Genomic DNA, 24,788 nt, shown 5'->3' on the forward strand with positions numbered 1-24,788 from the left:
ATAAAAACCTGTATTTAATGCCAAGATAAAATGGTGTTGTTTGCAGTTGTAATGCAATCGGTTTGAGTTAACTCAAGATGTGTTAAAGGTGGACGAAGTTGCGGGCTGCTTAAGCGGCCTTGCAAATGCATCAGTACCTTTACGGGAATAGGGTTTGCGACAGCAAATAGGCTATTAATAGCGCTTGACCACTGGGCAAATAAGTTAGGGTGTTGACCACTTAAACTGCGCTTAACAAACTCGTGAGTTTGTTCAGGCCATGCGTTTGCAGCTACCGACACCAAACCTTTTGCGCCAGCTTGAGCAAAATAAGGCATTAGCGCATCGTCGCCACTAAAAATAGCTAAATTAGGCGCCGCTTGGCGGTAAGCTTCAAACTGAGCAATACTGCCGCTCGCTTCTTTTAACGCCCATAAATTTTTATTGTTTTGTAAGTTTTGAATTGTTGCCGCTGGGATGCTAACAGCGCTTCGACCCGGTACGTTATAAAGCATACATGGGTGAGCGCTTGCATTTAGTAGGCTTTCAAACCAATGAGTTTGACCTATAGCACCAGGCTTTGCATAAAGCGGTGAGCCAAGTAAAAAGCTATGAATTGGTAGTGTATTACAGTAATTAACCCACTCAATTTGTTGCTTTAAGTTACTACCGCCCACAGCAACCATGAGTGGTACTGTTGGTTTTAGCTGGCATACGTGTTCAACAATGGCTTGTTGCTCTTTTAGCGTTAGTGCTAAACCTTCGCCCGTACTGCCAAGTAGCAAAATACCGTTATGTGCCGCTTCTTGATCGCTAACCAGCTTAGTTAACGTGTTGTAGTCAACATCGCCGTGTTGATCAAATGGCGTAACGAGCGCGGTCCACAGTGAGTAGTCGTTTAAATTGAAGTTGTTGATCATCTCTCACGAACTTATAATTTGTACCAACTTTATTAAAAACGTGATCATTTTAGCGATAACTAATTTAATGCAATTGGTATTATTCGAAGAGTTAAAAAGCTTTATGGAAGGAGCCGCATTAACGTCGTTCGAACTAATAATTCGAAGAGCGAATGGGCTTAAAATAATAGGGCGCACGGCCTTAATATTTAAGACCAGAAGCTCTCCACCAAACTAACAAGCTGCTTTTTATAAGCAGCTATTGGTGACAGTCGCTAGGGTTCAACCTAGTCGCCCGAAATAAACACCTCGCAAAAGTGGTTACTTCTCGGCGTTAATTCCCCTCACGTATGCTTACTGGAGTTTGCGCTCCTAACATACGCTACCTGAATAACGCACCTCTTCTAGCCCTTTGCACCTGTTTGTAGGGTAAAACTTACAAACCTGTGCAATTTAAATAGGGTAATTACGGCGATTAAAGCATTTTAGCCGTCTAGGTGTCAAGCGACTAAATACAGATTAATTCATCGAAAAGAGGGGTGGTTACGTATTAGGTGCTTTTCTCGTACACTAGCAATATAAGTAGTGAGGTATTTAATTAGTATGGAAAAATTTAGCGATATTTATAAGCGAGCGGTAGAGCGAAAAGGCTCTGAAAAAATGCTTAAATTATTACTTGCAAAACCGCTATCTAAAAAACAACTAAGCACGTTAAGTGACGACGATTGGCTTGAAGAATTTACTCGAAAAGTATTTCAAAGCGGCTTTTATTGGTCAGTCATAAATAATAAGTGGGCAGGCTTTAGAGAGGTTTTTTGGGATTTTAGCGTTGATAAGTTACTAATGATGCCACCCGATATGCTGGAACAAAAAGCAACGGATGAGCGAATTGTTCGTAACTATAAAAAAGTAAAAACAATTACCGAAAATGCTTACATGATCCACGAAATAGCAGGGGAACATGGCAGTTTTAGTCAGTTTATCGCTAATTGGCCAACAGACGATATTATTGGTTTGTGGGCGTATTTAAAAAAACATGGTTCGCGTTTAGGCGGAAATACAGGGCCTTACGCGTTGCGAGCACTTGGTAAAGATACATTTTTACTATCACGCGATGTAGAGAATTATTTGCGTGCCCATAAAATTATAGACGGCGGCTTACAAACTAAAAAGTCACTAAATGCAGCCCAAGCTTTTTTTAACGAAATGCAAAAGCAAAGCGGCTTAAGTATGCAAGAGTTAAGCTTAATTGTTGCTTATGGCGTAGGTGACAACCGTGTTGGTATAAGTCAGCAATAATAGGAATTACCATGAAATTAGTGCCAAGATACACAGATATTGCGGAAAACTTCGCAATAGAAGATTTCCCTGCAAGTGTCGCCTCTCCTCAGTTATTACTGTGGAATGAGAGCTTAGCAAAAGAGTTTAATATTAACGTTGCGGCTGATTTGCGTGCCAGCACTTTTAGCGGTAACGAAAAACAGGCGATTCCTGCAGTAGCACTTGGTTACTCTGGGCACCAATTTGGACATTTTTCACCACGCTTAGGCGATGGACGAGCGCACTTACTGGGCGCTATTAGTGATGATGAAAACCAGTTATGGGATATTCAATTAAAAGGCTCTGGTGCTACTCCTTACTCAAGAGGAGGGGATGGGCGTTGCGCACTTGGTCCTGCTATTCGTGAATACGTAATGAGCGAGGCAATGCATGCGCTGGGAGTTAAAACCACACGCTGCTTAGCGGTTGTTGGTAGTGGTGAAACGGTTTATCGTAATCCGCCACAAGCAGGGGCTATAGTTACTCGTTTAGCAACGAGCCATATTCGTGTTGGCTCGTTTCAATATTTAGCAACGCAAGGCGATGTTGAAGGGCTTAAAAATTTAGCCGATTTAGCTATAGAGCGACACTACCCAGAAATAACGGATACAGGATCGCAGCGCTATTTAGCATTTTTAGGCGCTGTGATTAAAAACCAAGTTAAGCTAGTTGTGAGCTGGATGCGTGTTGGCTTTATTCATGGAGTAATGAATACCGATAATACGCTAGTAAACGGAGAAACCATTGATTACGGCCCGTGTGCCATGATGAATAGCTTCGACTTTGATACCGTATTTAGCTCTATCGACAAACAAGGTCGGTATGCATTTGGTAATCAACCTAATATAGCTAACTGGAACTGCGCACGCCTAGCTGAGAGTTTAATACCACTTATTAGCGATGATGACGAGCAAGCGGTTTCATTAATGACGCCATTTATTAATAGTTTTGCTGAGCAGTTTAATACTGAGTTTACGGCTATGTGGGCACAAAAACTGGGTTTAAATGAATCTAGCGATAGTAGTGGCGAGTTAATAGCAGAGTTGTTAACGCTATTAAAAGATAATCAGCTCGACTACACCAATGCCTTTGATGCGCTTACTGAATCCTTAAAAGGAGAAAAAAGCGTACCTGAGTCGCTAATTGAATGGAGAGCTAAGTGGGTAAGCTTAACTGACGATAATAGTTATGAAGTAATGAGAGCTGCAAATCCTCGTGTTATACCGCGAAATCATGTGATCGAAGAAATAATTGCACAATATAACGCTACAGGATCTAGCGAGTTACTACAGCGCTTTATAAAAATAGCCGGCAATCCATACTCTAACGGTGAAGAATTATCAGAATTTTGCTCTCCACCGACTAATGATAATGACTACCAGACTTTTTGTGGTACTTAATACTTAACTTTAAATATAACCGCATGATTAAAAAGAGTCATTTTTTAATCAAACATGCGCATATACCTAGGGGAATGCTAATTCTGGTGGTATTATGCGCACAATATAAAGCAAGCAATATTTCTTTGCATTTATAAGTGCATTCAATTTAATTGCTCTTACATTCCTTGCTAAGTACTAATTTACAAAAACTACTATATTTATTTTTCAATAAAGTTTTAATTTCGCCTATAGTAAGTGGATGTGTGTTGTGACAAGGCATAGAAAAAAAGTTATAAACTTTATTTTTCGTTAAGTATTGATTAACAAAGGCTCAGTTAGTCTATATAAAACTGATTGAGCTAGTATCGATTAGCTACAATTTAAAATTGTTCAAATGGGAAGAAAACAATGAAATTAAAAACACTTACAATTGCAATCGCGTTGGCTGCAACTAGCGCATCTACATTCGCTGCTGATAAAGAAGAAGGTTTCTACATTGGCGCATTTGGTGACTACTATGACGCATCTTGGAAAAACATGCGTGATCAAGCCGGTCTTGACGTAAACGAATCAACTGGCTGGGGTGTTGAAGCTGGTTACCGTTTCAGTGATTACTGGAGCGCACGTCTTGAATATGCAGACATGGATTTTAATGCTTTTGATAAAGTTGCTGGCAACCGTAACAATATTGATGGCGAGCGTTACGGTATTGATGCTCTTTACCATTTAGACGGCGGTCCTTTCTATGGTCTTTTCGGTATTAAAGAAATTGACGTAGTTGATGACAACACATTCTTAAATGCAGGTGTTGGTTACCAGCATTTCATTACAGATGGCTTATTTGTAAATGCTGAAACAGCTGTATATCAAGGTCTTGACCGTGGTTATACAGATGTTGGCGCTAAAATTGGTATTAACTATTTATTTGGCCAAAACTCTGCACCGGTTGAGCAAGTTAAACCTGCTCCTGAAGTTGTTGAAGTAGCTGTAGCCCCTGCAGACAGCGATAACGATAATATTGCTGATACAGATGATAAGTGTCCTAACACACCTATGACTGATGCTGTAGATGGTACTGGTTGTACTTTATATGAAGATAAAGAAGTAACAGTAAGCTTATTAGTGACTTTCCCTAACAATGCTTCTGCAGTATCTACTCAATACTTAAATGATATTGAAAAAGTATCTGCATTCTTAAAAGAGTACCCAGATACAACAGTACTATTAGAAGGTCACACTTCTGCTGTAGGTAAAGCAACTTACAACAAATGGTTATCTAAAAAACGTGCTGATGCTGTAGCTAAGCAACTTGTTGCTGATGGTATTGCTGAAGATCGTATTACTACAGTTGGTTTAGGTGAAGAGCGTCTTAAAAATGATGCAAACACTAAAGCTGCAAACGCAGAAAACCGTCGTGTAGAAGCGCATATCAAAACTATCAAAAACGTTAAAGTTTTACGTTAATTAAATAGTTTGTAATAAAAACCCAGCCAAGTGCTGGGTTTTTTTATGCCTGTAATAAATTAATACTAGTTAATGGTAATGATTCTTACTTAACAAGTATTCATGAAAATAGTTTTTACCACAACCACTATTCATAGTATTTATAATCGGTATAATCAGTTGCGCAACTGGATGGATTTTCATCTATCCATAAAAGCTTTATAATTACGCGTTAGAATACTATAAGTATTGGGTAACTTATTTGCGCCCAAAGCGCTACCGGATACTTTCACGTCACCAAGAGGGCAATATTGTGCTACAAGAATATCGTAAACACGTAGAAGAACGTGCCGCGTTAGGTATCGTACCAGCGCCATTAGATGCTCAGCAAACTGCTGATCTTATTGAATTAATAAAAAACCCACCTGCAGGTGAAGAAGAATTCATTTTAGATTTGTTCATTCAGCGTATACCAGCTGGTGTTGATGATGCTGCTTATATTAAAGCGGGATTTTTAGCAGCTGTAGCTAAAGGTGAAGCTAATTCTCCACTTGTTTCTAAAGAAAAAGCGGCAGAATTATTAGGTACAATGCTGGGCGGTTACAATATCGCGCCAATGATTGACCTACTTGATGACGAAACACTTGCACCAATCGTAGTTAAAGGCCTTTCAAATACATTACTTATGTTTGATGCGTTCTACGATGTTGAAGAAAAAGCAAAAGCGGGTAATACATTCGCTAAGCAAATTATTGAGTCTTGGGCAAATGCAGAATGGTTTACTAATAAGCCAGCTGTTGCTGAAAAGATCTCAGTTACTGTATTTAAAGTAACTGGCGAGACAAATACTGATGACTTATCACCAGCACCAGATGCATGGTCTCGTCCAGATATCCCACTTCATGCTTTAGCAATGCTAAAAATTGAACGTGATGGAATTACACCAGACAAGCCAGGCGAAGTAGGTCCAATCTCTCAGCTTGAAGAATTAAAAACTAAAGGCTTACCACTTGCATATGTAGGTGACGTTGTTGGTACTGGTTCTTCTCGTAAGTCTGCAACTAACTCTGTACTTTGGTTCATGGGCGATGATATCCCATTCGTACCAAACAAGCGTGTTGGCGGTGTATGTCTAGGTAATAAAATTGCTCCAATCTTCTTCAATACAATGGAAGATTCAGGTGCATTACCAATCGAATTAAATGTTGATGAGCTTAACATGGGTGAGCAAATCGATATTTACCCGTACGAAGGTGTTGTTAAGAGCCACGGTACTGACAAAGTAATCTCAACTTTTGAACTTAAATCTGATGTAATTTTAGATGAAGTTCGTGCTGGTGGTCGTATACCACTTATCATTGGTCGTGGTTTAACTGATAAAGCACGTACATCACTTGGCCTAGGTCCAACTGATGTATTTAAAGTACCAACAGTGACAGAAGTGTCTGAAAAAGGCTTCACACTAGCGCAAAAAATGGTTGGTAAAGCGTGTAACGTTCCAGGTATTCGCCCAGGCCAATACTGTGAACCTAAAATGACAACTGTTGGCTCGCAAGATACAACAGGTCCTATGACACGTGACGAACTTAAAGACTTAGCATGTTTAGGTTTTTCTGCAGATTTAACAATGCAGTCTTTCTGTCATACGTCGGCTTACCCTAAACCAATCGATGTAAACACTCACCATACGCTTCCTGATTTCATCATGAACCGTGGCGGTGTGTCACTTCGCCCAGGTGATGGTGTAATTCACTCATGGTTAAACCGTATGTTATTACCAGATACTGTAGGTACTGGTGGTGATTCACATACACGTTTCCCATTAGGTATTTCATTCCCAGCAGGTTCGGGTGCAGTAGCATTCGCAGCAGCTACAGGTGTTATGCCTCTTGATATGCCTGAGTCAATTTTGGTTCGCTTTAAAGGTGAAATGCAACCAGGTATCACTTTACGTGACCTTGTACATGCAATCCCTTACTTCGGTATTAAAGAAGGTTTATTAACAGTTGAGAAAAAAGGTAAAATTAACGAATTCTCTGGTCGTGTACTAGAAATTGAAGGCGTTGAACACCTAACTGTTGAGCAAGCGTTCGAACTATCAGATGCATCTGCAGAGCGTTCTGCAGCAGGTTGTGCGGTTAAACTTTCTAAAGAGTCTATCGCAGAATACCTAGAATCAAACATTGTTATGCTTAAATGGATGATCTCTGAAGGTTACGGCGATGTACGTACTATTGAGCGTCGTATTACTGCAATGCAAGATTGGTTAGCTAACCCAGAACTAATGGAAGCTGACGCTGATGCAGAGTACAAACATGTACTTGAAATCGATTTAGCAGATATTAAAGAGCCAATCCTTTGTGCTCCAAATGACCCAGATGATGCACGTTTATTATCTGATGTTACTGGCGAGAAAATCGACGAAGTATTCATCGGTTCTTGTATGACTAACATCGGTCACTTCCGCGCAGCAGGTAAGTTACTAGATGGCTTTAAAGGTCGTATCCCAACTCAGCTTTGGGTTGCCCCGCCAACTAAGATGGATAAAGATCAGCTTACAGACGAAGGTTACTACGGTATCTTTGGTCGTGTAGGTGCACGTATCGAAACTCCAGGTTGTTCACTATGTATGGGTAACCAAGCACGCGTTGCAGACAAAGCAACGGTTGTGTCTACCTCTACACGTAACTTCCCTAACCGTTTAGGTAATGGCGCGAACGTATTCTTAGCTTCAGCAGAACTTGCTGCAGTAGCGGCTATTTTAGGTAAACTACCTACTCCAGCTGAGTACCAAGAATACGCAGCGAAGATTAATGCAACGGCTGCAGATACTTACCGTTACTTAAACTTCCACCGTATGCCTGCTTACACTAAAAAAGCAGACAACGTGATTATTCAACAAGCTGTATAACTTTTAGAGTTTGTTTAAAAACCCGCTTCGGCGGGTTTTTTATTGGCTAAAACAAATATTAGATAGTTCATGCTTCTTTTTTTGTATTATTGTATTAACTCTAGTCTTAAATTGCTTTTAAAGTAATTAATCGCGCAAAAATTCCTATCAAAATGCATTAAAATCCTTATCAATATTCTCATTATTTTAGGCGAGATTTTATGACAGCATTAAACAACCAGAATTTATTGCAGCTACGTTTTGTTAACCAAGCAAATATTGATTTGGTTAAACCTTCTTTTGATAACCTTCCTGCAAACCTTTATGCAGATGGTGCCTTTCGTAAACGTCGTTATTCAGTAGTAAAAATGCAAAATGGTGAAATAAAGCTACAGCAAGCCAAAGCATTTGTTCAAGATGATTCAATTAATACTTTTCAAGGTAATGTAGAGCGTACTTACGAAAATTTAGAGCAAAGTTTACTTGAGTCAGAGGGCATGAAAAGCATTGTAAATGAGTTTCGCCAACTTACCGGTATTGATGAGCAGCGTAATATTGAAATTCATCAGTTCCGTATGCTTGCCATCGATAGCGATACACCTGCAGCGCCAGAAGGCGTGCATCAAGATGGTTTTGACCATGTATGTATATGCGGTGTTTCTCACGAGAACTTAGAAGGCGGCGAACTGCTTGTGTACGAAAACAAGCAAGCTGAGCCTTGTTTTAAAATGGAAATAAAAGACGGCATGTTTGCATTAATAAACGACCGTCAAGTGTGGCATAACGCAACACCTATGAACAAAATTGATGCTAGCAAACCAGGTTACCTGGATTGTTTTGTATTAACGTCTTAAGGAAGTTAGGCATGAACATAACGCAATTACGTGAGCAGTTTCCAGCATTAATGCAGAACGTTGATGGTAAATCGCCAATATTTTTAGACGGACCAGGTGGCTCGCAGGTACCAACATCGGTGCTTACTGCGATGACAGCTTATTTAGGTCATTATAATTCGAACTTAGGTGGCGCGTTTTTTTCAAGTGATAAAACGGTTGAGTTGATGGCGAATGCGCGCCAAGCCGCCGCTGACTTACTTAATGCACCTAGCTCACAACAAATTGTGTTTGGTCCAAACATGACCAGCCTTACGTTTAGTTTTAGCCGTGCAATTTCACGCGACTGGCAGGCTGGCGATGAAATAATTGTAACCAATGCCGATCACTTCTCGAATGTATCGTCGTGGCAACAAGCTGCAGAAGATAAAGGCGTTAAAGTTAATACGGCTTTAATTAATGAAGCTGATTGCAGCTTAGATATGGTGCAATTTGAAAGCTTATTAAACAGCAACACTAAGCTTGTAGCGGTAACGTATGCGTCAAATACCACAGGTTCAATTAACAATATTAAACGTATTGTAGAGCTTGCTCACGCTGTAGGTGCACTTGTTTATGTTGATGCCGTACACTATGCACCGCATGAACTTATTGACGTACAAGCACTTGATTGCGACTTTTTAGCGTGCTCTGCGTATAAGTTTTTTGGCCCGCATTTAGGTATGGTTTATGGTAAAAAAGAACATTTAGACGGGTTTACGCCTTACAAGGTTGAGCCAGCTAAAGACGTAGCACCAGGTCGCTGGGAAACCGGCACGCAAAGCTTTGAAGCAATGGCTGGTTTTATCGCAGCTGTTGATTACATTGCGGCGATTAGCGAACTTGACGATAGCCACTCACGTCGCGAAAAGTTAAGCGTTGCTTTTGCTAAAACTAAGCAGCACGAAATGGCGCTTAGCGAACACTTTTTAACGCGCTTAGTTAATTATCCACGTATTAAGTTATTTGGTATTGATGATTTTGATCGCCTTAATGAGCGTACACCTACTTTTGCTTTAATTTTTGAAGGGCTTGAGCCACGCGCCGTTTCAGAATTTCTAGGTAAGCAGCATATTTGCGTGTGGGATGGTAATTTTTACGCGCAAGGGTTGTGCAAGCAATTAGATGTGCTTGATAAAGGCGGCGTAGTGCGCATTGGTTGTATGCACTACAACACCATTGAAGAGCTAGATCAGTTGTTTAATTTATTTGATGAACTGCTCGGTTAAATAATACTGATTTTGGTGCGCTAACTCTTAGGCGCACCATATATTTGTTCTGCACGGTTGAACAATACCCACGAGGTTAAAATATACTTATCGTTTGATACTGGCTTATTGCCTCTATGAGTATGTGTAAAGTAGCCAGGTGCTATTACCATAGTGCCTTTTTTAGGGGCGATTTTACGGTTTTGATAATAAAACTCTGTTTCACCACCTTCTTCTACATCGTTTAAGTAAAACATAAATAACAACACGCGATGCAAAGCTTCATTGTGCTGTAGCTGCGGATAAACTTCACTGTGCCAGTACGGGTAGCCACCTTTGTTTACTTCGTATTTTTGCGCTTGAATGTTACCGAGTCTAAAAATTTGCTGAACTAAAACGGGTAATTGCGGTTTACCCACTTCTTCAAAATTCTCTTGGGTTAAATCGACTACTTCGCCTGTTTTTGGATGATAAACCTTTAAGCCAAATGCCCCAATCATCATAAAAATATGCTCTTCAACATACTTAAAAACATGCTGTGCAGTCGTTTGTTGTATATGTTTTAATTGTTGTGCATATTCGGGGTGATTATTTAAGTGTAGGTCGTGGCTGTCTTTTTTCTTTAAGTCGACACCGCCCGATGTTACCCCTTGTCTTACATGCGGGCTTTGCGCGAATGTGGAAATAAATTCATCGCAAAACTCATCGCTTAATGCGTTATCAATAACGCGTATAAAGTCCGTCATGGTTTACCTTTATATAATTATTATTGGATTTTTATGTTTATTGAAAAAGTGATGCCGCGCTTTAGCGAAACAGATGCACTCGGACACATTAACAATACCGTACTCCCTGTATGGTTTGAAGTCGCACGTGGACCTATTTTTAAGTTTTTTACACCGGACTTAAATCCACATGATTGGAAATTGATTATCGCCAAAGTTGAAGTGTCGTTTGTAGGCGAATTATTTTATGGCCACGAAGTGACCGTAAAAACCTCTGTAGAGCATATAGGAACTAGCTCTTTTATACTTAGGCAAGAAGCATGGCAACACGATAAATGCTGTGCGATAGGCAAAGCTGTGATGGTGAGATACGACTTTATTGCAAAATCAAAGCAAGCGCTTAGCATTGACGAAAAAACGGCGCTTAACGAGCATTTTTACCAAGGCAGTTAACCTTACAAAGCTTATATTTTATATAAGCTCATGCTGAGCTGGATTAGTGTAAATAAATAATGGCAGCTGTAAATTTTTGTCGAGAAATTTTAACGTATTTAGATTGAGTTGCAGGCTTCAATTATATACTATTTATATTATATATTGTTGCGCCGTTATAACAGGAAATGTCAATTCGGTAATTTGATTGGAGTATGCGTGTGACATCTATTGCCAGTAACCAGCCTTTACAAGTTATTCAGCTCAGTGATGGTGAGAATTTAGCAGCTGAAATTTTGCCGTTTGGCGCAATAATAAAAAGCATTAAATTTAAAAAACAAGAAATGACGCTTAGCGTCGATGACCCTCAATACTATCTTGAAAACCCATTTTACTTAGGCGCTACAATAGGTCGATACGCTAATCGAATTGCAAAGGGGCGTTTTAACTTATCTGGTACGCAGTATCAACTAGAGGCAAATAACGGTCCTAATAGCCTACATGGCGGTGTTAAAGGTTTTAATAAAGTACTTTGGCAAGTAACTAAACAAACTGAAAGTGAAGTTGAACTTTATTATTGCTCGCCCGACGGCGAACAAGGTTTCCCCGGTGAGTTGCAGGTTTGGCAAACTATTAGCGCTAAAAACGGCGAGCTTACTCTGCACTTTAAAGCCATAACCAATAAAGAAACGCTCGTTAACTTTACCAACCATTGCTATTTTAATCTTGATGGCAGTGAATCAATTAATGAGCATCTTGTTCAAATTAATACCGATCGTTACCTTCCTATTGATACAACTAGTATTCCACTTAATGAAGCCGCTTTAGTTTGCGGTACCTGCTTTGACTTTACTAAGCCAGCTCAAGTTGGTGAGGCCTTAAGCGCCGTTCATCCTCAGCTAGAAGCTGGAAATGGCTTTGATCACTGCTATATTTTTAATGATGACAGCAGTTTAAAGACGATGGCTACATTAACTTCGCCACACACGAACGTTAGTTTAACCCTTAAAAGTACACAGCCAGGCATGCAGCTTTATACCGCAAACTTTGTTGGTTCGCCTTTTAAAGCACGGCAAGCTTTGTGTTTTGAAGCTCAAAATTGGCCAGATGCGCCAAATCGTGAAAATTTTCCAAAGGCTAATTTATTGCCAGCAGAGAAATACGAACAGGTTATTATTTACGCTTTTTCTGAGTGAATACAGTTCTTTAATGTTAATTAAAAGAAAATCAAAAGAAAATATACGGTAATTAAATGCTATCCATAATTAAGGAAAAGGTTGCACTTTTTGCCGGTTTAAAGTATTTATAATATAAATAGTATTTGAAACTATACGCACTACCACAACGACACAACGACTACACACAATCAGGAGTTTTTAAAAAATGATAATTAACAATAAGTTATCGTTCAACAAGAAAACCGCGCTCAGTATTGCTATCACTGGTATATTGGCAAGCGGAAGCGTTGCAGCTCAAGGCGCTGAAGGCAATACGCCTACAGTAGTAAATGAAGATGTTGAAGTTATCGCAGTAACGGGTATCCGCAGCAGCTTACGTTCATCAATGTTAGATAAAAAAGCATCTAATGTTGTTACAGACGGGATTAAAGCAGAAGATCTTGGTAAATTTCCTGATTTAAACGTAGCAGAGTCTCTGCAACGTATTACAGGTGTAGCAATTGACCGCAGTGGTGGTGAAGGCCAAGCGGTAACTATTCGTGGTTTTGGTCCACAATTTAATACTGTACTTGTTAATGGTCGTCAAATTGCGACAGACAGTGCAGGTCGTGAATTCAATTTTGATGTATTGGCGGCGGATCAAATCACCGGTGCTGATATTTATAAAAGTAATACAGCAACGCTTCAAGAAGGCGGCATTGGTGGTACGGTTAACGTAACTACAGCACGTCCTTTTGATTTTGGTGGTTTACATATTTTAGGTTCAGTTAAAGGTATGTACGAAAGCCTTTCTGAGGAAGTATCTCCATCAACATCATTTTTAATAAGTAATACGTTTAACGATGACAAGCTAGGTGTGCTTTTTGCCATCACTAATCAGCAACGTAAACTTCAAAACAACCAAATTTTAACGGCAGGTTGGCGCGGTGGCCAAACAATATCTAACCCAACTGATGGTGTATTGTTTGAAAATGCCTACATTCCACGTAACTGGGACCAAGTAGTTGATGAGCAAGACCGTGAACGTACAAACGCAAGTTTAGTACTACAATATGCACCGTCTGACGATGTTACGATTACGGTTGATGGAATGATTTCAAAATTTGAAGTTGATTCAACAGTGCGTGATTTAGCATCTTGGTTTGAACCAGACCGCGTAGGTAGTGCAACAATTGATGCTGAAACGGGTACGCTTTTAACTTTCTCTCAAGAAGTTGGCTTAGGCGCACCAAGTGGCGACCCTGCAAGTGATTTTGTATCACACACGCGTAACTCACGTGACGTAACCAACAAAGCATTTGGTATTAACGTAGATTGGCAAGTAAATGATTCATTAAAAGCAAAATTTGATGTATCTCGCTCAACAGCTGAAAACGACCGTGCAGGTAATGATCGTTTTAACGTAGTGGGTATTATTAACAGCTATAGCTTTGACGGTACAGGCAGCATCCCTACCGTACAGCATGATGGCTTTGAAAATGGTTCATTGCCAGATCCAAGCCTAGCGCGTCTTCACTACAACGAAATTGGTAACCAATTTACTGATGAAGATGAAATCACTGAAGTAAAAGCCGATTTTGAATACGTGCCAGATAAAGGCCCAGTAGAGCGTATTAACTTTGGTGCTTATCGCCAAGAGCGTGAAAAATCAAGCTTCCAAGTATTTGGTAGCCAATGTCAATTTTGTGGTTACGGTACACAAGCACCGCTTGATGAAATTGATTTTGAAGCATATACAGCGAGTAATTACTTCCCTGGTTTGATCGATACATTTTATAGCTACGACGGCGATAAAATGCTTGATTACTTAGCCGATCAAGGTTTCCCAGTAGAGCCAACGCTACAAAATAACCGTTACACAATTAACGAAGACATCACTAGTTTATACATGGACTTTACGCTTGGTTTTGATTTAGCTGATATGCCAGTAACCGTTAATATGGGTGCTCGTTACTCAGAAACTGATATTGAAGTTGCTGCAATACAAAGCTTTATTAGCGATGTTATACCAACGTCAGATGCGACATTGTTTGCTAATGTATTTGGCCCTGCGACTAATATTGAACAAGGTACTAGCTACTCAAACTTACTACCGTCTTTCAACGTTAAGCTTGAGCTACAAGATAATATGATTTTACGTTTTGCCGCGTACGATAGTATTACTCGTCCAACTATGTCTCAGTTATCTCCTGCGACAAACTTTAACGAACCACGTCGTCAAAACTTAACGGCAAGTGGTGGCAATCCAGCACTTAAACCATTCCAATCAGAAAACTGGGATATCTCTTACGAGTGGTACTACAACGATGCTAACTTATTTAGCTTTGCAGTATTTAGTAAAGAAGTTGACGACTTTATTGTTACGTTAACGGGTGCAGAAACATACGAAATGTCTGACCGTTCAGGTCCTGATTTTGCGTGTACTACATGTACAGACCAAACAGATGACGAACTTATTGGTAGCTCAGAAGTTTACACTGTAAGCCGTCCTCAAAATGGTGAGTCTGCAACTGTAACCGGCTTCGAAGTGGGTGTTACTCACATGTTTGAAAATGGCTTTGGTTTTATTGCCAATGCGACTGTTGTGAATAGCGACATTAGTGTAGGTGATGATACAACTCAAACATTTGCACTAGAAGGTTTGGGCGATTCACAAAACTTAGTATTGTTTTATGAGCAAGACAACTGGCAAGCACGTGTTGCATTTAACAACCGTGAAGGCTTTTTACGCTTAGTTGATAACGGCTTCAATGGTGAACCAGTGAACGTAGAAACTTACGGCCAGTGGGATATTAGTGCAAGCTACGATATTAACGAAAACTTCACTATTTTTGCTGAAGGCATCAATATCACTGAGGAAGAGTTAGTACAAACAGGTCGTTTTGCTAACCAAATTTATTCAGTGGAAGATAATGGCTCACGTTACGCGTTTGGTATTCGCGGATCGTTTTAATTAATGTTTGAGGCGAACTTCTCGCCTCTTGTTTCATTGCAGCACATTAGTGCTAATACCAATTAGGTTAATTTAACAGTAATGTATATTAGTTAACCTAATTGTCTAAAATGAAGCCACATTAAATCCAAATGCCCTACCGGGCATTTGTTGTATAAAACGTTATCAAAGATACTCAAAGAGTAGTCCATTATGAATAAAGCAATAAAAACAATCGCAGTAATTGGTGGCGGCACAGCAGGATGGTTGAGCGCTGCAATTATAGCTTCGTATCACCAAGGTAAAAATGGTGATGGCTTAAAAGTGATGTTGGTTGAATCGTCAGATATTCCAACAATTGGTGTAGGTGAAGGTACCTGGCCCACTATGAAAAACACACTTCAGCAAATAGGTTTGCGTGAAGTTGATGTATTTAAAGCCTGTAACGCTACCTTTAAGCAAGGTGGTAAATTTGTAAATTGGACGCACGGCAACAACGACTTTTACTACCATCCATTTACTGTACCGCTAGGCTACGGCCGCATAGATTTAGCCCCTTATTTAGATAATGTTGAAGATTTTGCACAGCAAACTAATTTTCAACATGATATTTGCGAAGCAAGCTTAGCCCCAAGAGGTATAGCGCAAGGTGAATATCAAGGTAACTGTAATTACGCTTATCACTTAGATGCCGGCGCTTTTGCAGAAATGCTTAAACAGCATTGTAAAAGTAAGCTTGGCGTAGAGCATATTATTGGTACTGTTGATCAGGTAAAACTTGATGACGATGGTGCAATAAATGAGCTTACTCTAAAAGATCAAACCCGCATTATAAGCGCCGATTTATTTATAGACTGTACTGGTTTTTCATCATTGTTATTAGGCCAAGCGCTCAACGTACCGTTTAAAAAAATGGACCACGTGCTATTTAACGACAGCGCACTGGCGATGCAAGTCCCTTACGATGAAAACGATGACTCCTTAGCCAGCCATACCATAGCAACAGCGCAAAACGCTGGATGGATTTGGGATATAGGTTTAACGCATCGCCGTGGTGTAGGGCATGTATATTCAAGCAAATTTTTATCAGACGATGAAGCAGAGCAAAACTTACGAAACTATTTAGGCGATGCAGCAAACGGTTTAACTGCCCGTAAAATTAGCTTTGAGTCGGGCTATCGTGAGAAGTTTTGGCATAAAAACTGTGTTGCAGTGGGTATGTCAGCAGGGTTTGTAGAGCCGCTTGAAGCAACCGCTATTATGCTTGTTGAAATTTCAGCACGCTTTGTAGCAGAGCATATGCCAGCAGATACACAAGTAATGCCTATTGTAGCTAAACGCTTTAACGAGCAAATGGACTACCGCTGGCAGCGCATTATCGACTTTTTAAAGCTCCATTACATGCTAACCAAGCGCCCAGAACCTTACTGGCAAGCACATGTACATCCGGACACTATTCCACAAACCCTGCAAGAAGATTTACTGCTTTGGGGAAGCCGTGGCCCGCTTATTCAAGATTTTCATGGTGCATTAGAGTTATTCCCAGCCGCCAGCTACCAGTACGTTTTATATGGTATGGGCTTCAAACCAGACTTTACTAAACAGGCTTATTTGTATTCACAAGACGCGCAAGCCAAACAAATAATTGAACGTAACAGCCAGCTTACACAGCAGATGTTGCAAACTTTGCCGCCACACCGCGCTTATATTGAGCAGTGGTTAGCGGCTAACCCAGTTTAAGGATGTGTAACTATGGCTATTAGTGAACTAGTAAACACCAAACACCAAACATTAAAAATTAACCCTAATGCAGGTATTGAATATGCAAAAACGCAGCATTTAGTTAATTTAAGAGCTAACGAAGTGGCAAAAGCTGCATGCGACTTACCTATATTTTTAGCGCGAAATGCGCAAAACGGCAGTTATACCGTATCGGGTTTAACAAGCTTTAGTGCTGGGCAAAGTTTATTGGTTAATAACAACCAGTGGCAGGCGCTTTACAGACCGGTATGTATACAAACTCACCCTCTTTATTTAATGACCCATGAAGCAAATAGCAGCGACTACTTTATTGCGATTGATGATCAAAGCTCAGCCGTAAATACGCAGCAAGGCGAGGCACTATTTGATGCTAAAGGTAACCCAAGCTTATTTTTAAATTCTCAGCAAAAGCTACTTGAAAGCGATTTAAAAAATGATTATCAAACGTATCAATTTACCCAAGAAGTAGCGCGCTTAGGGCTTATTAAAAACATAGATATTGTATTGCAGTTTGAACAAGGCGAAACCCAAACTATTCAAGGTTTGAGCACCGTTGATGAAGACAAACTGCAAACTTTAGATAGCGATACCGTTGCAAACTTACACAAGCAAGGTTACCTAAGTGTGCTTAACAGTATGCTTATTTCACTGTTTCAGTTAAATGCATTGGTAAAGCTGCACAACCAACGTCCCGAACTTATGCCTTTAAAGCAAATTAAGTTAGAACTAAGTCGAGATGCGCACGCGCTGTAGCGTGCACTTTTTTATTACACAGACATTGCGCGTAACGCGTAGGAGACACACACATGTCAGATAACATTTTACAGCTGGTGGTTTTTGTTTTTGTCACCGCTTTAATTGGTGGCCTTACTTATTGGAAATGCCGAGGCCAAAATCGTAATAACGGACAAAGCCAAACCAAAGAGTATTTTTTAGCAGGCGGTGGCCTTACTTGGATGTTTGTTGCAGGTTCAATAACACTTACTAACTTAAGCACCGACCAACTAGTAGGTATGAATGGTAACCAAATGGCTTTGCTTGTTTGGTGGGAGCTTGCGGCGATTATTGGCTTAATTATTTTAGCTAAAGTCTTCATTCCTGTTTATTACAAATACAATTGTACTACCACCACAGAGCTTTTAGAAAAGCGCTATAATAATAAACATATTCGCGCTGTTATTGGGGGATTATTCTTTTTAGGTAATGCACTTATTTACATGCCAGCGGTAATTTACTCAGGTGCGCTGTTTATGCAAACCATGTTTAAGGTTGATATTCCGCTAATGTATATTGCCACCGCATTTGCTATTGTAGGTGCTATTTATGCGTTTTTTGGTGGTCTACGTGCAGTTGCAGTGTCTGATACTTACAACGGTTTACTGGTACTGGGTATGGCTGTTTTAGTGGTGTTTTTAGCACTAAATGCGATTAATTATGACTTTACGGGTATTCCTGAGGAGCGCTTAACACTCATAGGCGATGCTGATTCACCTATTCCATGGCCAACACTTTTAACCGGTATGATCTTTATTCAAATGTATTACTGGGGTACTAATCAAACAATTACACAACGAGCCATGGCTGCTCCAAATGTTAAAGAAGCACAAAAAGGTATATTTGCCGCAGCGGGAATTCGTTTTTTAATCGTCCCTGCAATTGTGGTATTACCGGGTATTATTTCGTTTAAACTTTACGGCGATATTGGCGACGCTGCTTATGGTCGAATTGTAGGTGATGTAATGCCAGCATGGTTAACCGGTGTGTTTGCAGCGGCAATGGCGGCGGCAGTGCTGTCTACTTACAACAGTTTATTAAATTCAGCTACAGCACTATACGTGTGTGACATTCACGAAGCTTACTTTAATAAAGAGCCAAGTGTTGTAAAGCTAAGTGGTTACGTAACATTGCTACTAACAAGCTTAACACTGGTACTTGTACCAATTTACCAGCAAGCCGACAGTATTATTAACTTGCTACAGCAATTAAATGGCTTATTAAGTATGCCTATATTCTCAATTTTTGTAGTGGGCTTATTATTTAAAAATGTTGATGCACGTGCAGGTATTGCAGCAGTAATTTTAGGTGTTGTAATGTACGGCATGCTTACGTTTGCAAACTCACCACTACATACTGACATTCATTACATCCACTTAATGCCAATTACACTGATTGTATGTGTAGCTTTTGCATTGATAGTAAATAAAGTGGTATTTGGTTTGAATGCGCAGTGGGCAGGTAAAACACCGGCACTTGATGACGCAGGACAAGTACAAGTACAAAAATAGATTGTAAATAGTTTAAGCTGACAAAATCGGTCATGGGGCAACTCTGGCCGATTTTTTATATATATTAAAAGCAATAACAGAGCTTTAAAGTGAGAGTTGGTTTAATACTCTTTATTACAGTGGTACTTCCAGTGAGTTTATCTGACTATTTGCGATGTAAAGACTATCAAAACCTAATTTGTATGATATATACTATTATTGTTGAGTGTCACCATCTGATAGATTGTGGCTCAAGCAAAGAGATACATTTAGTAAATAGTGTAGCTTACTAATTTTCGTTATATTTATAACTCACACAATGAACAAGAGGATAGGAAAATCATGGCCGACACTAAATCATTTTATCGATTAAACAGTGTAAACAGCACCGTTATTTTCGACTGCCAGAGCAAAACACCGGCGTTACTGTACTTTGGTAAGCGCCTATCTGAGCAAACAACAGAAACAATGCTTACTCAGCTTGCTACCCGTCAAGAAGTAAAATGTGCCGTGGTTGAAGAAGCGCCTATTTCTCTATCTCCTTTATTAGGCGAAGGCTTTACTGGCGCGCCAGGGCTTGAGCTAGTAAATGATTCAATCGCATGGTCAGTTGGGCCAGAGCTTCAAGAAGTGCGTCAACCTTCAAGTGCGACTGTTGAGTTTGTAAGTGTAGATAAGCTCCGTGGTATTGAAGTCGTGCACAGCATTACGCTTGACAACAACAGTGACGTACTAAGTGCACATACTGTATTAACTAATTTAGGTGACTCACCACTGGGCGTTAATTTTTGCGCCGCGCCAACATTTCAATTGCCAGATAGCGTAAGCAAAATAGTGAGCTTTGAAGGTCGTTGGTCAAACGAATTCCAGCGTCAATCTGTTGATTTAGTGCTTGGGAGCTTTGTACGTGAAAACCGTAAAGGTAAAACATCACACGATGTGTTTCCTGGTTTATTAGTGCATAACGAAAATGCAGGCGAGCAACACGGCGAATGTTACGGCTTTCATTTAGGTTGGAGCGGCAACAATAAACTACGCGCAGAGCTTCTAGCTGAAGGTCGTCGTTATGTACAAATGGGTGAGCTATTACTTCCTGGTGAGCTTACGCTTGCTAAAGGTCAAACGTATCAAAGCCCGAGCATTTATGGCTCGTTTTCAAGTGAAGGTTTTAGTGCGCTTTCTCGTAATTTCCATCGTTTTGTTAAAGCTAATTTACTTAGCCAAGCGCAACGTGAAAAAGCGCGCCCTGTGCATTACAACACGTGGGAAGGTATTTACTTTGATCACGACGTAGACACGCTTAAGCAACTAGCCGACAAAGTAGCGCCGTTAGGTATTGAGCGTTTTGTACTTGATGATGGCTGGTTTAAAGGCCGCCGTGGTGACAATGCAGGCTTAGGTGATTGGACTGTAGATTACAAAATTTACCCAGATGGCTTATCGCCAGTCATTGATCATGTAAACAGCTTAGGCATGGAGTTTGGTATTTGGTTTGAACCAGAAATGGTCAACCCAGATAGTGATTTATACCGCGCGCATCCTGATTGGGTTTTAGGCTCAGAAAATAACGAGCAGTTAAGCTTTAGAAATCAGCTAGTACTTGATTTAACGCGCTCTGAGGTTGTTGAGTACCTATACAAAGCGATTGACGATATTTTAGTTGAATACCCAACTATTAAGTACATTAAATGGGATATGAACCGCGATATTAACCATGCGGGTAATTTTGATGGTAAGCCAGCAGTGCACCAGCAAACATTAGCACTTTATCGTTTAATTGACCGTATTAAAGCGGCGCACCCAGGGCTTGAAATAGAAAGCTGTTCGTCAGGTGGTGCACGTGTAGATTACGGCGTACTTGCACACACAGACCGTGTATGGACGTCAGATTCAAACGATGCGCTTGATCGCCTTGAAATACAGCGTGGATGTTCGTTCTTTTTCCCATCGTCGGTTATGGGGGCACACGTAGGCCCACGCGATTGTCATATCACAGGGCGTAATGTAAGTATTGAAATGCGTGCTGCGGTATCAATGTTTGGCCACATGGGAATCGAAATGGACCCACGTGAGCTGACCGATCACGAATACAATGCACTTAAAGCGGCAATAGCACTTCACAAAGAGCATCGTGAGTTTATTCATAGCGCCGATTTATACCGCCTTGATAGCGACGATTTATCAATTAACTTTGGTTTAATTGATGAGCAAAAAACAAAAGCGTTATTTGCCTATAACAGCGTTCGCGAAACACCGCGTACAGCGCCTAATAAGCTTCGTTTTGTTGGCCTAGATGCCGATGCGCAGTACACACTTAATTTAGTGTGGCCGGTAAAATTTGAAGAGTATCGCCCATCTTCTATTGCTGCGGTAAATGGTCAAACATTTACCGGTGAAGCGCTAATGCAGTTTGGTTTACAAATGCCAATTTCATTCCCGCAAACATCGCTTATATTTGAGCTTAACAAAGCTTAAATTTAACTAAGAGCAGTAAAGGGTGAAAATCGCTTTTAAGCTGCTCTATTGAGATATTAGTAGTCAGCTTTATATTGTTTAGAGCTGACTTTTTTATATCCTTAGTAAGCTAATTTAGTAAATTAACTTAGTAAACTCAAAAGTATAGAAAATAAAGTGGTTACGCTTGCGCGTAATTTTGCTTGTTACCCAACCAACGTTGAATTAGTGGGTCAACAACCTCTGGATGTTGCTTAAGCATTTGCTGTGCAATCGGTCTTACTTGATTAAGTATGTGCTTATCGCGGGTAAGATCGGCAATTTTAAACTCGGCTAACCCTGTTTGTTTTGTACCGAGTACTTCACCAGGGCCACGAATTTCTAAATCGCGCTCTGCTATCACAAAGCCATCGTTACTATCGCGTAGTACACCTAATCGCTTTTGAGCAGTATGAGACAGTGGTGCGTGGTATAAAAGCACGCAATGCGATGCAGTAGCGCCACGGCCAACCCGCCCACGTAACTGATGCAGCTGTGCTAAGCCTAAGCGCTCGGGGTTTTCTATAATGATTAAGCTCGCATTAGGGACATCTACACCAACTTCAATAACCGTAGTGGCTACTAATACGTGTATATTACCTGCTTTAAACTCGCTCATAATGGCTTGTTTTTCAGCTGATTTCATTCGCCCATGTACTAAGCCTACGTTTAGATCTGGTAATGCTTCTTTTAACTGCAGTGCGCTGTCTTCGGCGGCTTGGCATTGCAGTACTTCAGATTCATCAATAAGTGTACACACCCAATAAACTTGGCGGCCTTGCTCGTTACACGCTAATTTAACGCGGGCAATAATATCGTCCCTGCGAGTATCAGGAAGTGCTACTGTTGTAATTGGCGTACGCCCAGGTGGCAGCTCATCAATCACAGAGGTTTCTAAGTCGGCATATGCGGTCATGGCGAGTGTACGTGGAATGGGTGTTGCGGTCATAACTAGTTGATGAGGGTAACAATCACCAAACTTACCCTTTTCGCGCAGTGATAAACGCTGGTGGACACCAAAGCGGTGTTGTTCATCAATAACGATAAGCACTAAGTTATTAAACTTAACTTCATCTTGAAATAAGGCGTGAGTACCTACAATCATTTGCGCTTCACCAGAGGCTATTTTTTCAAGTGTCGCTACGCGCTCTTTGCCTTTTGTTTTACCGCCAAGCCAAGCAACGGTTATACCTAGTTGATTAAACCACGTTGTAAAATTAACGCCATGTTGCTCTGATAAAATTTCAGTAGGAGCCATTAAAGCTACTTGAAAGCCCTGCGCAATGGCTGTTAGTGCACTAAGTGCTGCTACTAGGGTTTTACCTGAGCCTACATCGCCTTGTACTAAACGCATCATGGGATACGCGTGTTGCATGTCACCTTTAATTTCAGCAACTACGCGGCTTTGCGCATTTGTGGGTGCAAAAGGAAGTTGCTCTAAAAATTGGCTTTCTAATGTGTTTACCGGATTTAATGCGACGGCTTTAACTTGTTGCCCTTGCTCTCGTACTTTTAATAAGCTGAGGTTTTGAGCAAGTAACTCCTCAAATACAAGGCGCTGTTGAGCAGGGTGAGTACCTTGCTCTAATGCAGTTACATCAACATCATTTGGTGGGCGGTGCAGTAATAATAGTGCGTCACTTAGCGGCATATTTGATGGCTGCCACTGTGAAGGCAGTAGTTCTTCTACTGAGTATTTATTTAGTAAATCAATAGCCTGTTCGCTTAAAGCTCTAATCGATAGTTGCTTTAAGCCTTCGGTTGTTGAATAAACGGGCGTTAATGTTGTCGCTACCGGCTGCTCGTTAGAGGTATCGCTGATGCTGTATTCAGGATGACTCATTTCAAAGCCAACGCGGCCACGGCGCACTTCACCAAAACAACGTATTATTTTACCAGCGCTAAATGCGTTTTTTTGTGCGGCGGTAAAATTAAAAAATCGTAATGTTAGTCTGCCAGTACCATCATTGATTTGGCAAACAAGCATACGCCTTTTACCAAACGTAATTTGGCTTGTTTCAATTGTTGCTTCAACACTCACGTGGCTGTGCAGTGACAACTCATTAATCGCGTATAAGCGAGTGCGATCTTCATAGCGAAGTGGCAAATGAAAAAGCATATCTTGCACAGTTAAAATACCTAGCTTTAACAAACGCTCAGCCATTTTTGGGCCGACCCCTTTGAGCTCTGTAATTGGGTATTGATTTAAGCTAGGTTTAGACAAATTATATCAATCTTATTATTTGTGAATAAGTTAAGTGTACTTACAGAGCTTTAGTCCATCAAGTATGTTTTAAAGCTTGCCAAAATTGCTCGTCAGCGACTATTTCGCCGTTTTCATCAAGTGCAGGATAAGGTAATTTTTTTTGTTTACACTGCCTTGCAATAATAGGGTGGCAGCCTTCAAAGTAAAGTGGATGTTTAACTTCGGCGCTCAACATATCCCTATTATATAAACCAGCCAGCTCGCGTTGGCGCTGTGCTTCAAATAATATTAGCGCAGCAGCAACTGAAACATTTAGCGATTGCACCATGCCTTGCATTGGAATAATAATATTTTGATCGGCATATTCTAGGGCTTTTTCTGAGATCCCCGTTTTTTCTTGTCCAACAATAATAGCCGTTGGCTTGGTGTAATCTACTTCTCTAAAATCAACGGCATCTTCTGATAAGTGAGTCGCTAATATTTGTATTTCTGGATTGCGTTCACGCATTGCAGTAACTGCATCATCAATATTTCTATGTAAGTGCGTCTCTAGCCAGTTTTTACTGCCACCTGAGGTGTTATTTGTTAGCCATTTTTGCTTTTCAGGCCATACAGCATGTACGTGATGGCAACCAACCGCATCAGCACTTCGTACTATTGCAGATAAGTTATGGTGTTTGTGCACATCTTCTAAACACACGGTTAGGTCTGTTTGACGGCGCGAAAGTACGTCTTCGATTCTTTGGTAGCGAGTTTGCTGCATGGTTATCCTCTTTTTTCGGCAATTATACGAGATTTTTGCAG

The 24,788-nt window shown here is 40.5% G+C and carries 17 protein-coding genes and 1 riboswitch; of the genes, 13 read left to right on the forward strand and 4 right to left on the reverse strand.

The window, feature by feature from the left end:
• Nucleotides 1-14: 14 nt before the first annotated feature.
• Nucleotides 15-899 (reverse strand): 4-hydroxy-tetrahydrodipicolinate synthase, encoded by an 885-nt coding sequence (gene dapA, locus JG479_RS00860; RefSeq protein ID WP_002958800.1) that lies wholly within the window; start codon nucleotides 897-899, stop codon nucleotides 15-17.
• Nucleotides 900-1,089: 190 nt separating this feature from the next.
• Nucleotides 1,090-1,290: riboswitch (Lysine riboswitch) on the reverse strand.
• Between the two features lie 191 nt (nucleotides 1,291-1,481).
• On the opposite strand from dapA, the gene JG479_RS00865 reads away from it, so the two are divergent.
• The 6 genes from JG479_RS00865 to JG479_RS00890 all read left to right on the forward strand — a co-directional run bounded on the left by JG479_RS00865 (nucleotide 1,482) and on the right by JG479_RS00890 (nucleotide 10,014).
• On the forward strand, nucleotides 1,482-2,177 hold the full coding sequence (locus tag JG479_RS00865; RefSeq protein WP_149601969.1) for a DNA-3-methyladenine glycosylase I: 696 nt from the start codon (nucleotides 1,482-1,484) through the stop codon (nucleotides 2,175-2,177).
• Between the two features lie 11 nt (nucleotides 2,178-2,188).
• Nucleotides 2,189-3,598: a protein adenylyltransferase SelO gene (locus JG479_RS00870; RefSeq protein ID WP_149601970.1), complete on the forward strand. Its 1,410-nt coding sequence runs from the start codon at nucleotides 2,189-2,191 to the stop codon at nucleotides 3,596-3,598.
• Nucleotides 3,599-3,988: 390 nt separating this feature from the next.
• On the forward strand, nucleotides 3,989-5,044 hold the full coding sequence (locus tag JG479_RS00875) for an OmpA family protein (RefSeq protein ID WP_039488619.1): 1,056 nt from the start codon (nucleotides 3,989-3,991) through the stop codon (nucleotides 5,042-5,044).
• 292 nt (nucleotides 5,045-5,336) lie between these two features.
• Nucleotides 5,337-7,934 carry a bifunctional aconitate hydratase 2/2-methylisocitrate dehydratase gene (gene acnB / locus JG479_RS00880; protein ID WP_039488618.1) on the forward strand — a complete coding sequence of 866 codons (2,598 nt, stop codon included), beginning with the start codon at nucleotides 5,337-5,339 and terminating at the stop codon, nucleotides 7,932-7,934.
• A gap of 200 nt (nucleotides 7,935-8,134) precedes the next feature.
• Nucleotides 8,135-8,767 carry a 2OG-Fe dioxygenase family protein gene (locus JG479_RS00885; RefSeq protein ID WP_039488617.1) on the forward strand — a complete coding sequence of 211 codons (633 nt, stop codon included), beginning with the start codon at nucleotides 8,135-8,137 and terminating at the stop codon, nucleotides 8,765-8,767.
• 11 nt (nucleotides 8,768-8,778) lie between these two features.
• Complete coding sequence (locus tag JG479_RS00890; RefSeq protein ID WP_200219740.1) at nucleotides 8,779-10,014, forward strand: cysteine desulfurase-like protein; 1,236 nt, start codon at nucleotides 8,779-8,781, stop codon at nucleotides 10,012-10,014.
• 20 nt (nucleotides 10,015-10,034) lie between these two features.
• Here JG479_RS00890 and JG479_RS00895 read toward each other — a convergent pair whose 3' ends face one another.
• On the reverse strand, nucleotides 10,035-10,739 hold the full coding sequence (locus JG479_RS00895; protein ID WP_197121328.1) for a 2OG-Fe(II) oxygenase: 705 nt from the start codon (nucleotides 10,737-10,739) through the stop codon (nucleotides 10,035-10,037).
• A gap of 33 nt (nucleotides 10,740-10,772) precedes the next feature.
• Between JG479_RS00895 and JG479_RS00900 the strand changes: the two genes are divergently transcribed.
• The 7 genes from JG479_RS00900 to JG479_RS00930 all read left to right on the forward strand — a co-directional run bounded on the left by JG479_RS00900 (nucleotide 10,773) and on the right by JG479_RS00930 (nucleotide 21,760).
• On the forward strand, nucleotides 10,773-11,171 hold the full coding sequence (locus tag JG479_RS00900) for an acyl-CoA thioesterase (protein ID WP_200219741.1): 399 nt from the start codon (nucleotides 10,773-10,775) through the stop codon (nucleotides 11,169-11,171).
• A 200-nt stretch (nucleotides 11,172-11,371) separates the two neighbouring features.
• The gene (locus JG479_RS00905; protein ID WP_200219742.1) at nucleotides 11,372-12,346 is read left to right on the forward strand and encodes an aldose epimerase family protein; all 975 of its coding nucleotides are present in this window, start codon (nucleotides 11,372-11,374) and stop codon (nucleotides 12,344-12,346) included.
• 187 nt (nucleotides 12,347-12,533) lie between these two features.
• Nucleotides 12,534-15,281 (forward strand): TonB-dependent receptor, encoded by a 2,748-nt coding sequence (locus tag JG479_RS00910; protein WP_200219743.1) that lies wholly within the window; start codon nucleotides 12,534-12,536, stop codon nucleotides 15,279-15,281.
• A gap of 192 nt (nucleotides 15,282-15,473) precedes the next feature.
• On the forward strand, nucleotides 15,474-17,000 hold the full coding sequence (locus JG479_RS00915) for a tryptophan halogenase family protein (protein ID WP_138489953.1): 1,527 nt from the start codon (nucleotides 15,474-15,476) through the stop codon (nucleotides 16,998-17,000).
• 12 nt (nucleotides 17,001-17,012) lie between these two features.
• Complete coding sequence (locus JG479_RS00920; protein ID WP_149601978.1) at nucleotides 17,013-17,774, forward strand: SapC family protein; 762 nt, start codon at nucleotides 17,013-17,015, stop codon at nucleotides 17,772-17,774.
• A gap of 53 nt (nucleotides 17,775-17,827) precedes the next feature.
• The gene (locus JG479_RS00925; protein ID WP_182682444.1) at nucleotides 17,828-19,306 is read left to right on the forward strand and encodes an SLC5 family protein; all 1,479 of its coding nucleotides are present in this window, start codon (nucleotides 17,828-17,830) and stop codon (nucleotides 19,304-19,306) included.
• Between the two features lie 321 nt (nucleotides 19,307-19,627).
• Nucleotides 19,628-21,760 carry an alpha-galactosidase gene (locus JG479_RS00930; RefSeq protein WP_200219744.1) on the forward strand — a complete coding sequence of 711 codons (2,133 nt, stop codon included), beginning with the start codon at nucleotides 19,628-19,630 and terminating at the stop codon, nucleotides 21,758-21,760.
• Between the two features lie 160 nt (nucleotides 21,761-21,920).
• On the opposite strand, the gene recG is transcribed toward JG479_RS00930, so the two are convergent.
• Together recG and trmH are read right to left on the reverse strand one after the other, a co-directional pair.
• Complete coding sequence (gene recG, locus JG479_RS00935) at nucleotides 21,921-24,002, reverse strand: ATP-dependent DNA helicase RecG (RefSeq protein WP_200219745.1); 2,082 nt, start codon at nucleotides 24,000-24,002, stop codon at nucleotides 21,921-21,923.
• A gap of 58 nt (nucleotides 24,003-24,060) precedes the next feature.
• Complete coding sequence (gene trmH / locus JG479_RS00940) at nucleotides 24,061-24,747, reverse strand: tRNA (guanosine(18)-2'-O)-methyltransferase TrmH (protein WP_007580009.1); 687 nt, start codon at nucleotides 24,745-24,747, stop codon at nucleotides 24,061-24,063.
• Nucleotides 24,748-24,788 lie beyond the last annotated feature (41 nt).

This window comes from Pseudoalteromonas sp. LC2018020214 (assembly GCF_016598755.1).
GTDB lineage: Bacteria > Pseudomonadota > Gammaproteobacteria > Enterobacterales > Alteromonadaceae > Pseudoalteromonas > Pseudoalteromonas distincta.

Excerpts from the sequence above, each read along its gene's own strand:
- JG479_RS00925 (WP_182682444.1), top strand. The coding sequence starts at position 17,828 with ATGTCAGATAACATTTTACAGCTGGTGGTTTTTGTTTTTGTCACCGCT.
- JG479_RS00900 (WP_200219741.1), top strand. The coding sequence starts at position 10,773 with ATGTTTATTGAAAAAGTGATGCCGCGCTTTAGCGAAACAGATGCACTC.
- JG479_RS00875 (WP_039488619.1), top strand. The coding sequence starts at position 3,989 with ATGAAATTAAAAACACTTACAATTGCAATCGCGTTGGCTGCAACTAGC.
- trmH (WP_007580009.1), bottom strand. The coding sequence starts at position 24,747 with ATGCAGCAAACTCGCTACCAAAGAATCGAAGACGTACTTTCGCGCCGT.
- JG479_RS00870 (WP_149601970.1), top strand. The coding sequence starts at position 2,189 with ATGAAATTAGTGCCAAGATACACAGATATTGCGGAAAACTTCGCAATA.
- JG479_RS00895 (WP_197121328.1), bottom strand. The coding sequence starts at position 10,739 with ATGACGGACTTTATACGCGTTATTGATAACGCATTAAGCGATGAGTTT.
- dapA (WP_002958800.1), bottom strand. The coding sequence starts at position 899 with ATGATCAACAACTTCAATTTAAACGACTACTCACTGTGGACCGCGCTC.
- JG479_RS00885 (WP_039488617.1), top strand. The coding sequence starts at position 8,135 with ATGACAGCATTAAACAACCAGAATTTATTGCAGCTACGTTTTGTTAAC.
- JG479_RS00930 (WP_200219744.1), top strand. The coding sequence starts at position 19,628 with ATGGCCGACACTAAATCATTTTATCGATTAAACAGTGTAAACAGCACC.
- JG479_RS00865 (WP_149601969.1), top strand. The coding sequence starts at position 1,482 with ATGGAAAAATTTAGCGATATTTATAAGCGAGCGGTAGAGCGAAAAGGC.
- JG479_RS00920 (WP_149601978.1), top strand. The coding sequence starts at position 17,013 with ATGGCTATTAGTGAACTAGTAAACACCAAACACCAAACATTAAAAATT.
- JG479_RS00910 (WP_200219743.1), top strand. The coding sequence starts at position 12,534 with ATGATAATTAACAATAAGTTATCGTTCAACAAGAAAACCGCGCTCAGT.
- JG479_RS00890 (WP_200219740.1), top strand. The coding sequence starts at position 8,779 with ATGAACATAACGCAATTACGTGAGCAGTTTCCAGCATTAATGCAGAAC.
- JG479_RS00915 (WP_138489953.1), top strand. The coding sequence starts at position 15,474 with ATGAATAAAGCAATAAAAACAATCGCAGTAATTGGTGGCGGCACAGCA.